This is a genomic window from Galbibacter sp. L-19 (assembly GCF_056857615.1).
Window position 1 is genome coordinate 1 of record NZ_JBSXNL010000027.1, and the last position, 11,020, is coordinate 11,020.

General features: G+C 38.4%; 11 protein-coding genes. 4 read left to right on the top strand and 7 right to left on the bottom strand.

Translation table 11 applies throughout. The features are described from left to right. The 4 genes from AC13CQ_RS01745 to AC13CQ_RS01760 all read left to right on the top strand — a co-directional run. Positions 1-139, top strand: a 139-nt coding sequence (locus tag AC13CQ_RS01745) for an ATP-binding protein (RefSeq protein ID WP_482882688.1), incomplete at its 5' end; no start/stop codon positions are given. 73 nt (positions 140-212) lie between these two features. Continuing rightward, a complete protein-coding gene (locus AC13CQ_RS01750) occupies positions 213-659 on the top strand; it encodes a hypothetical protein (RefSeq protein WP_482882685.1) in 447 nt (148 codons plus the stop codon). A gap of 18 nt (positions 660-677) precedes the next feature. Next, a complete protein-coding gene (locus AC13CQ_RS01755) occupies positions 678-2,066 on the top strand; it encodes a RagB/SusD family nutrient uptake outer membrane protein (protein WP_474507842.1) in 1,389 nt (462 codons plus the stop codon). Between the two features lie 19 nt (positions 2,067-2,085). Continuing rightward, a complete protein-coding gene (locus AC13CQ_RS01760; protein ID WP_474507843.1) occupies positions 2,086-4,719 on the top strand; it encodes an alpha/beta hydrolase family protein in 2,634 nt (877 codons plus the stop codon). A gap of 75 nt (positions 4,720-4,794) precedes the next feature. Here the strand turns inward: AC13CQ_RS01760 and AC13CQ_RS01765 are convergent, their stop codons facing one another. The 7 genes from AC13CQ_RS01765 to AC13CQ_RS01795 all read right to left on the bottom strand — a co-directional run. Beyond that, complete coding sequence (locus AC13CQ_RS01765) at positions 4,795-5,070, bottom strand: DUF6520 family protein (protein WP_474507844.1); 276 nt, start codon at positions 5,068-5,070, stop codon at positions 4,795-4,797. Positions 5,071-5,155: 85 nt separating this feature from the next. Next, complete coding sequence (locus tag AC13CQ_RS01770; RefSeq protein WP_474507845.1) at positions 5,156-6,646, bottom strand: MauE/DoxX family redox-associated membrane protein; 1,491 nt, start codon at positions 6,644-6,646, stop codon at positions 5,156-5,158. 143 nt (positions 6,647-6,789) lie between these two features. Then, entirely contained in the window at positions 6,790-8,376 is a 1,587-nt protein-coding gene (locus tag AC13CQ_RS01775) for a type IV secretory system conjugative DNA transfer family protein (RefSeq protein ID WP_335588824.1), read from the bottom strand. Between the two features lie 11 nt (positions 8,377-8,387). Continuing rightward, a complete protein-coding gene (gene mobB, locus AC13CQ_RS01780; protein ID WP_474507846.1) occupies positions 8,388-9,458 on the bottom strand; it encodes a MobB family relaxase in 1,071 nt (356 codons plus the stop codon). Positions 9,459-9,469: 11 nt separating this feature from the next. Beyond that, positions 9,470-9,862, bottom strand: a complete 393-nt coding sequence (locus AC13CQ_RS01785; RefSeq protein WP_474507847.1) for a BfmA/BtgA family mobilization protein — start codon at positions 9,860-9,862, stop codon at positions 9,470-9,472. Positions 9,863-10,272: 410 nt separating this feature from the next. Continuing rightward, the gene (locus tag AC13CQ_RS01790; protein WP_482882686.1) at positions 10,273-10,470 is read right to left on the bottom strand and encodes a hypothetical protein; all 198 of its coding nucleotides are present in this window, start codon (positions 10,468-10,470) and stop codon (positions 10,273-10,275) included. A gap of 127 nt (positions 10,471-10,597) precedes the next feature. Continuing rightward, positions 10,598-11,020: JAB domain-containing protein (locus AC13CQ_RS01795; RefSeq protein WP_482882687.1), on the bottom strand; the 423-nt coding region annotated here is incomplete at its 5' end.

Consider the following 11,020-nt stretch of genomic DNA (forward strand, 5'->3'; position numbering starts at 1 on the left):
ACAACTACCAATTATGGGATGGCATCAAATTATCGGAGAACAAACTATTGCTGATGCTATTTTAGATCGACTGGTACATGCAGCACATAGAGTGGAACTTAAAGGTGAATCCATGAGAAAAAAAAGAAAAAAACAATGATATATTTTATATTTTTATAAGCACAAAACTGCTCTTTTTAGAACCTGTTTTACTATGCTCAATTTAAACAGGAATGGGTGGGTCAACTTTACAGGAATTTACAGACTTTTTATTTCAATTTGTTAAAAAAGAGGCACCAAATGCATTTGCTTCTTTTGGTATGCCCGGACTAATGAGCAATCAACCATTAGAAGTATCTGATAGGTGGCAAAATCCAAATACATTAGGCACCTATCAGCGTTACTCCACTGGTGTTGATACAGAAATACGTAATGGTTACCTAAACTATCAACAGAGTAATGCAGCTATTTCTGATGCCTCTTTCATCAGGCTTAAAAACTTATCCATCTCTTATACGATTCCGAAGAAATGGTTCTATGATATAGAGTGCCGCATTTTTATGCAAGGGCAAAACTTACTCACCTTTACGCCCTATAAAGGAGGGGATCCAGAGTTTGAGTTTTCAGGACGTTTACCACCCTTAAAACTTTTCACCACTGGCATTGAACTACGCTTTTAATCTTCAAAATATAAAACAATGAAAATACATAAGAATATCATCTATAACATTATCACACCGATCAGTTTGTTGATTTTCTGTGCTGGTTGCGAATCTTTTGTAGAAATTCCACTACCTGATACGGAACTCAATACCTCCTTTGTTTTTGAGGATGTTGCAACAGCTGAGGCTGCCATAACCGCAATCTATGCATCACTAAGAGATGAAGGACTTTTGACTGGAAAAGTTTCTGGAATATCACATCAATTAGGAGTCTACAGTGATGAACTTACTTATTATGGTCCTTCAGAAAATCTGAGCTATCAATTTTATTTAAACAATCTTTCCGCTTCAGATACTCGAATGGAATCCCTGTGGAATTATAGCTACGAGCAGTTATATGCAGCCAACTCTGCGTTGGAGGGCATTAGACAGAGTAGCGCATTAAGCGAAGAACAAAGAACTTTCCTCACGGGAGAAGCGCTATTTCTAAGAGGACTTATTCATTTTTATTTGGTGAACCTCTATGGTGACATTCCCTATGCAGACAGTACCGATTATAACCAAAATAGCACATCAGCTAGAATGGAAAGCACTACCGTTTATCAATATATCATAGAGGATTTACAAACTGCGGTGAAACAATTACCCACAGCCTACCACTCTCCTGATCGGGTACGTCCAAACCGAGCTGCAGCACAGTCACTTCTTGCAAGAGTGTACTTATTCCAAGGCGACTGGCAGAACGCTTCTAATATGGCATCAGCAGTTTTAAATCAAACAGACCGCTACCTTTTAGAAAGTCCAGCACTCACCTTCTTAAAAGGAAGTACATCCACCATTTGGCAATTGAGTCCTTCCCAGGTGGGATACAACACCCATGAAGCCAGCACCTTTATCTTTACAGCTGGTCCTCCCCCACAATCTGCATTGAGTGAGGACTTAGTAGCTGCCTTTTCCAATGAAGACTTAAGAAAGGATGCATGGATTCGTTCTATTCATGACGCATCAGAAACGTGGTACATGCCTTATAAATACACCCTCAATCTTTATGAAGGCAGTGGGATGGAATACTCCAAAGTAATTCGGTTGGCCGAAGTGTACTTAATTCGTGCAGAGGCACGTGTCCAATTTGGAGATTTAATTGGCGCTGTGGAAGACCTCAACGTTATTTTAAATCGAGCTGGGCTTGAAAAATCTTTGGCAACAACTAAAGAAGCTATCCTAGAGCAAATATACCTGCAATCCCGTCTAGAATTTTTCACCGAACATGGACACCGATACTTTCAACTTAAACGAAGGGGAGCATTAGATGCAGAATTAAGCAATATTAAACCTGGTTGGAACAGCACGGATATTTTATGGCCAATCCCAGACTCAGAAATTAGCCTAAACCCAAATCTTAATCCACAAAATCCAGGTTATTAAACTTTTAACCCTAGTATTTATGAAACAAACAATAAAATTTCAAAATAGTCCTTACTCTATTTGGAAGCCCCTATTCATCTTTTTATTAGTTTTTATTATTGATTCCTGCCCTCTTTTTGGGCAGGAATCTCCCAAAAATGTAGTCTCCCCAGCGGATTATAACCTTTGGTCAACCATGGATTTTAAAGATGTATCAAACAATGGCAACTGGGTTACCTATAACATGCGGCATACCAATGGAAACGATACCTTATGGGTTCGTCATACCACCTCTGATAAAACCTATAATATTCCTGGTGGTTACAAAGCGTGTTTCGTGGAAGAAAGCTATTGGATGGGACTAAATTCATCTGGGCAATTGATCGTACAAAATTTTAAAAATGAAAATAGGCAGATTTTTGACAAGGTTTCCTTTTACCAGGTGGCTAAAAAAGAACAAGTACTCATTTTAGCAAGCCGTATAGATGCAACAAACTTTTCACTAAGGCTAATCAATTTAAAAAGTTATCAAACGATTAAAACCTTTCTAGCGACTGCCTATAGTTTAAGCCCCTCGGGCGAAAAACTAGCGTATGCCACTTATAAAAATGGTGAGACCCAGCTTAGATCCATTTCCATAGGTGGCTTGCTTTCAAGAACGCTGACTAAACTTCATAAAGAAAGAATATCGAAAATTATATGGGAACCACATGGAAAAGCCATCGCATTTACTGCTGAGTCCATGGAAAAAAAACATAAAACAGCCTTGTACCATTATGGGCTTTCCAATCAAAGACTTACCTTCATGCAACCAGAAAAGACGAAAGGTTTTCCAATAGACAGGCAACTACGCACACAAATTGAAAAGGATTTTTATTTTTCTGAAGATGGAAAATCCATTTTTGTTACCTTGGAAAAAGATAAGGATACCACTACCATAAACCCATTAGATCCCGAGGTTTGGAATACGCTCGATAAAAGGGAATACCCAAGAAGAGTCTTGACTGGTTCGGTTAAAGATTGGCAGGGAACCGCTGTTTGGTATCCTAAAGAAGGCTCCTTTTTTTGGTTTACCGAAGGTTTTACTGATTACAACTTAATCCCCCATAAGGACATGGCGATTGTTTCCAGTGTTGAAGGTGACACACCTAAGCTCACCTATTTTTATGACCCGGAATATTACCTGGTCGACCTTAAAAAAAGAACTAAAAAGATACTTGCCGCTCCCGATCTGGAAAAGCCGGACTATTTAAAAGTCGCCCCATCGGGTAATTACATCCTCTATTTTACCAAAAAAAGCGGTTGGTTTGTGTATGATCTAAAAAGCAAACAGCATCGGAACATAAGCAAATTACTCCCGACCTCGACCATAGGACAGGAATTTGCTTTTAGAAACTCCATCGCTCCCTATGGTTTTGGAGGGTTTACCAAAGAAGAGGATGCCATCCTCCTTTATGACCGTTATGATATCTGGAAGGTACATCTTTATGATGACCATCACAAGCGCCTGACACGCGGTAGGGAAAAACAGCTTCGCTTTCGGGTCGTTCCCAAAAAAAAGGTTGAAAATGCGACCATGGACAGTCCCCTTATCGATCTTGATAAAAAACAGCTTTTAAAGGCCACCAACCTCGATAAGAGTATACAGGGATATTATTATTGGAACGTTAAAGAAAAACCTTGGATCATGGGGAACAATCGCAGCAATGCCATCAAAAGAGCGCAGGAAAAAGATGTTTTTGTTTATGTGCGACAGGATTTCAGTACCCCGCCCGCCCTAATGGTAGCCCGGGGATGGGGTGGTAAACCGCAACAGGTATTCCAAAGCAACCCGCACTATAAAAACTACCTATGGGGGAAGGCCGAGCATATCCAATACCGCAATAAAAAAGGAAAATCCTTAAAAGCCTGTCTTTTTTATCCGGCAGGCTACGATCCCCAAAAAAAATATCCCATGGTCGTGGAAGTTTACGAAAAAAAGGCTTCCCTGTTACATTTGTACCATAACCCCTCTTGGTATAATTCCGATGGGTTTAATGTATCCAACCTTACCCAAAAGGGATATTTTGTACTGCTTCCCGATATTTACATTGATATAGGGACTGCTGGGGACAATGCCGTGGATTGCGTGACTGCCGCTATTTCGGTTGCGCTGGATACGCCCTCCATAGATCCGAAAAGTATAGGGCTTATGGGGCATTCCTTTGGTGGCTTTGAGACCAATTACATCCTTACAAAATCCAAGCTGTTTGCAGCGGGTGTATCCGGGGGATCCATTACCGATCTTATAAGTTCCTCTTTTAGTATAACCCCGGCACATGGTTATGCCGAGTATGCATATCATGAGGGATACCAGACATCCATGATGGTTTCATTCTTCGAGGACAAAGACCGTTATATGAAGAACTCGCCCGTTTTCCATGCCGATGGTATACAGGTTCCCTTGCTCCTATGGTCAGGAAAAAAAGAAACACGGGTACCATACCAGCAATCCATAGAACTTTTCCTGGCGCTAAGAAGGCTCGGGAAACCGGCCGTGATGCTGTTATATCCCGAAGGGGGGCATTCCTTGTTTAACCGCCACTCACAAAAAAACCTGACCCAAAAAACAGAAAAGTGGTTTGACTATTACTTAAAAGACAGCTCCAAACCCGATTGGGCACTGCCTCAATAATTTTTTAAGAGAAAATATAAATAACAATGCAGCTCCTTTTCGAGCTGCATTGCCTTTGTTAACCCCTATTTCAGCCTATTGCTGAATCTTATTCAAGGGATTTGGACAACTAACTGACGTAAGTTGATCATACAGAACTGCTCCGTTAAACGTACAAGGATCTCCTGGATCTGTTGTACACGCTATTCTAGCTACACAGGGCTCCTGTTGGCTCAAATGCTCATATCCAGTTCGTTCTACCATACGATCCGATGCCTTGTCCATCGCATGGGTGGAAAAGGCGCCGGCTATCGCAAGTGTCACTACTGATATAGGTAAAACTGATTTTAAAAATTTTGTTTTCATCATCATTATTATTTAATGGTTTATAAATAGGATCTACTTTTTTCTACAGGTGTTCGATCTTTATTCCTGCTACTTGCGCATGTAGTTCTTTTTATTGTTTAGTTTTATAAGCTTCGGTTACAGGGCTTTCCAATCGGTAACTGACTATCCAATGATCGATAAGGACATACATTCGATTTTTAAATACCCTAAAACTCCTTATTTTATGATGCCCTATATCGTATCCATAAAAGCTTAGCAGGTAATCCCCTGTTATCAAATCATATACATCTATCACACTTGCCTTTTGAAGCATTGCTAGCGGCTCATATTTACCTGCCAGTGTAGAATTCACAAAAAGTAAGTTGCCATAAGTAGCACTTGTTTTATTAACTACCAGTGGAGGGGATCCCAACTTATAAGACTTTTTATTTTTTAGATAGACGATATCCAATTGCGGTTGGCTGATGGTATCAATGGTATTTCCGAAAACATCGGCATATAACGCTCTATCTGCGGTAAAAAAAGTATTATGATATCGATATACATAAACCAGTCTCTCTAAATCCTTGTTATAATGCAAGTCTCCTTCGGTATCAAATACGCCATCAAGCTGTTTTTGAATTAAGTTTTCTGTATAATAAATAGGCTTTTTACTTTCCAAATACATCAGTCCCAAGGTATTGGTTTTGGTCTTTTGTAAAATCATTCGAAACGCTATCGTTATTGAGTCTATGGGGGCGATACGGGAAAAATAAATCGGTACCTTTTTTACAAAAGAGGCTTCCCATCCAGCTATTTCTCCTCTAAATACAGAGGAGGTATTCCCATCTGCTAAATAAAAATAGGGGGGGTGTACGCGAACCTGAATAGCAGAAAACTCAAAATCAGTACTATCCAATTTTATTTGTACTTCCTTTTGATGGGTAAGTGAACTATCCAAAATTGTCATATGGAAAGGTGCTGTGGAATTACCCAGGTATATATTTTCATCATCCACACCAGCAAAATAGTAGGAGTTATATTCTAAATCCAGCTGTTTAACTTTGACCGCTGGAAAATGAGGATATCGGCGTACAAAAGGATTGTGTTTATGAATGGTCTTTTCTGAGGTTATATAAAGTACAATCACCGTTCCTACTGCAAAGGTAGTTAGTAAAAGTAAAATCAAACATACCTTTCGGAAGCTAGTTTTTTGGTATTCGATTAACATAATTCCAATAACCGCCAAAAGAATAAAGACACCATTGAAGATCATATGCGTTGTCCACCCCATATCCTCCAGAACGCCACCACATGAACAGGGCACAAAAGCGCTATAATTCAACGTAATATAAATGTAGGTGGTAAACATGACCATGAGTGTCATGGCGGCATACAATCCAATTGCTCTTGTTTTTTTAAAGAATAATGGTATTGCAATTAAAACTTCCAATAACGGGACCATCCAAGCAATTATAGCCGCATATATAGATATCATAGGGGACTGTCCTAACTGCATTCTGAAATTCTGAAAATTCAAAAACTTGCTTACCGAAGCGTATACGAATAACAGTACATACAGCAGACAGATTCCCCATAATATAATTCTCCTTACCTTCATTCTTCATGTACTTAAATGAATTGGTTTGAGGGGAAATAATTTATTTTGAATAAAATTAATACAGGGTTTTGGATTAGCTTTTATCAAAAACTGGACAATTGTTATTGAAAACAGGCTTTTTTAAATATTTTGAGGATGCTATCTCAGGAAGCTTGAAATATCCCCTTCACCTCCTTATATATCCTTTTATAATTTTCTTTTAGTTCTTTAGCTGTATAGACTTTTTCTGGTAAAGGTTTGACCTTATCAAATTCAGGCACTGGAAAGCGAATCTTTCGATCTTTTCCATCTGCAAAGCTGATAAATTCCCCTTGCCGTAAACTAAAAAACGTACTTGCTCTATTTTTAGCAATTTCTCGTTCTCCTGTGGTAATCCTAGCTTCAAAGCTGAGTGAACTACTTTTAGTAACACTCCTGGTTTTTGTTTTTATCATCTCAAAAAACTGTTCATAATACTTTGCGGTCAACGGATCATTCGCCTTGCCAAAGAATTGATAGGATAGGTTACTAAGAATCGCTCTACTTCCCTTGTCCCCGTACATCATGTCATTCTGGACTTTATCTTGCAACACATACACCGTGGCGATATCAAAACTTCGAAGGGTCGCTGGTATTCGATGCATGTTCAACAGTCGCAAGGTCGGTGCTTCTTCCATTAACAAAAAAGAGGGGGCTGCATTTCTAACTGACATCTGTTTTACAGCCGTATGCATAATGGTTGCAATCACGGGCGCATAGGCTGCCTCATAAAGTGGATTGTTTACCACTGATAAAACAGTAGGTTTTGGAAGTCGATTTAAATGAAGTGGTGTTTCATCAGCTGATAAAGCCATAAAGAGTCGCTGACTGCTAATTTTCTTAAGCGCATTGGAAAGCGTGCTCTTGACCCCTGCCGTTTGTTTTTCCGATTCTACCCCTTGTATAAAGGCAGCAGCCATTCCTGTAGCAATGCGATTGGTTTGTAAGAAAGCCACTAGACTTTCTGTGTCTAATAACTGATATAATATGATCAAATGGGGTAAAGTGCAATAGGCAGGATAGGTACTTTTTAGCTTCCAAATAAGCCCGCTTATCAGGCCTTCCGCTGCATCTTTAAAAAAGTGATTCGCTCCTTTATACGTATCAGAGGTCTGTTCCAATAGATTTTCAACTAAAACCCGCGATACTTCATACACACTTTCTTCATTGGGTAAATATCGGGGCGCTATAGGATTCACTTTGGAATATATGGTGTCTAAACAAATCACTTTAAAATCAATCCCTGAATCCTTTAATAAAGGATAAGCTAATTCCGTAATTTCAAAATGTTTGTAATCATGGATGATTCCACTAAACTGATGCTTTTTAAAATGCTGTAATAACCCATAGGTAACACTTGCTGTCTTGCCACTCCCAGCAGCGCCGATCACGGATATGCCTCTGCGAATGTTTTCCAATATTAGTTTTCCAGATTGAAGTTTTAAAATCGCTTTAAATCGTCTATCAGTACCACTACTCCCCTCTTTTGTCAAAATTCCAAACAAGATTACATTTATAAGCAACATTGGGCAATAGAGATGTATCACACTTTTAGAAATCATCTGTATATCATGCCCATAACTTCCTTCTATCCATAGAAGGTTCATCAATATAAGTGATAGAAACAAGCCATATTTACTATACCGAATCAATACAAATGCGATGCATCCCATCCCAATGAAAACCCACAAATATGTCCAAACATTTATCATCCTTCTCCACTTTAATATCCAATGGATGATGAGCGAATCCCAACATCAATTCCTTTTTTAACCTGTTTAAGTGCTTTAATTGCCAGTTGCACTTTATTGGTAGGAATGGTAGTCACGGGGACCTGTTGCTCTTTTAGTAATTTCAATGCAAGGGCTTTCTCATTTGATGGGAGTTGCAACACTTTCAAAAAGAATTTCGTAGGCTTATGCTTTAATAGCTTTCGTGCTTTATAGGATTCCACATAATTCCGATTGTATGCAAACATTCTATCAAATACCTTTTCAGCATCTTTATAAAATTGATTCCTATCGAATCCCCTTTTCACTTCTTTCCCATTGATGGTCACTTTGGAAGCTTTATAGGTACTCCCAGGAGAAAGACTTACGCTATTGGAAGCATCCTTTCTACTAACAATAATATGGATATGGGATTGATTCCCGGGTTTCTCCATCCCTTGAACAATGCGCTTGCCATGCAGCTGATGGGGCGCTTCCCTTTCCAACTGTTCTATGCGCTTATGCAGTTCTCTTTGTTTGACCAATTTCGCTTTTTTAGCAGTTGGTTGCGTTCCCTTCTGAGCGCTCTGAATTTCCATAGGAAACTTGCGAAGTTCTTGCTTGAGCTTAAGGATCTCACTAGCATACTTTTGATTTTCTATAATTTCCGTATCGCTTCCTTTGAAATAACGCTTATGCTCTAGTTTTGCATAATATTTTATATCAGCAATGGTCACTTTTCTTCCATTGATTTCACGATTAAAAGACGTTACATAGGCTTCCATTACGGCTTTGGTGTATCGTTTTAAATCAGTAACAGAATTGTTTATAGCCCTTAGTTCACGTTGACTTGGATTGATGGTAATGGAATAAAACTTAGGCTCTGTTTTCTTTAGCTTTGCGGTATTGCTATCAATTTCTTTAATAACCTCCTCCCTATTTATTGCTTCCCCATATTGATTAAAAAAATGTTCCATTTCCTCTTTGGAGACCCCTTCATTTTCTTTTTCTAGATACGCTACATAACCGCTTACACTTTGCGGATAACTGCCTTCTAATTTTTGTGCTGATATTGTTACATACATAAGCATTTCCTTTATAATTCATCTACATCTCTTTTCTTCTCTACAAACTTGGGAGGCTTTTTCTTGGGCTTCTTTTCCACAAACTTGGGTGTATCCTTGAGGGCTGCGCCTTCAAAAAGGGCTTGTAACATTGACAAAGTAGGTTTTGTCTGCGTCTTTTCTTGTTCTTTAATCACCGCAATCACATGATTGATTCTTTTTTTCACTAAGCTTTCTAAGGTCTGTATTTTAGAATCCATGCGTTCTTTTGGAGAGATCCCACTCGTTTCAAAAAATTCCAGCATCACTAATAAAGTCATGGATTGAGAATACCCCAATTGTTTGCAATAGCTCCTAAACTTCTTCATCACGGATTCCTTTATTTTAACCGTCACAAAGGGTTCTTTTTCGTATCCTTTATCCATTTTTTAGTAAAATTTGTATAGGTTTTACTGGGCTAAGCGGTTTTTTTAGTAAAAAACGAACTTTAGTCTCCCCCTATTGACATGTATTTTGATATGAATTCTAGGCAATCCCTATCAAATACTAACAATTCAAATCAGTAACCACGCGTCAGCGGGTTACCCTCTTGCTACTCCATTTTGTCCCGCAGGGACAAAATTCATACATCCCACCAAAGTGGGTGCCTTATTTCAATGGTGCTAAAATGGTCATATAAGGAAAGTCAAATCGTCCGTTTGGAAAGCTGTCAAAACGAACCTATTTTTATGACCAAAAAGGCTGTTACCTTATATTTTAAAGATACTAATTTCAAGGGATTACCCATAAAAAAAGCCCATCATAATGGATGGGCGTGATTGGTGTTATTTGCTATTTAGATATTGAAAACATACTTATAATTGTATAGATTTCGTATCGCTTCTTCTTCCAATAGGGATTCATAATTTACATAGTGTTCCCTAGCGTAGTGCTTTAATTGTTTCCCAAATCGACTTTCCACATCTTTTTTGGACATGGAAAGCAACCGATTTTGGGTGTCGTTATCGAGGTTATTGTAATTCAAATAAACCATAATCTTAAAATTTAGCCCTTACAAATCATATAAGTTGGGATCAAAATCATCTGGATAATTTCCTTGGTCTTGACATGCTTCCAGCCAAATTTCAAATTCTTTATTATTTTTTTCCATCATCTTTATTTTACAACAAACCATTATCCGCAAAACTGAAGTACTTCCCACAGGGGCTTAAAATAATATGGTCTAATACTTTCACATCAAGATACAAACCTGCTTTTTTGATTTTTTGTGTAATTTCTTTATCCTGTTCACTGGCTTTTAGCGTGCCACTGGGATGGTTATGACATAAAATTACAGCTGTAGATAGGCTTTTTAGAATAACAGCATATAAGATTCTGATATCCACTAAAGTGCCCGTGATACCGCCTATGGAAAGCGTATAGATTCCTTTTACCTTATTGCTATTATTTAACAATAAGACTTTAAAAGTCTCTTGTAAAGCGATGGTATTCATATCAAAGGATTGTAAAAGAATAGCAGCAGCTTTGCTACTACTGGAAATAGTTGTTTCACAACTGGTCAAAAAACTTTCTTTATACGAGAG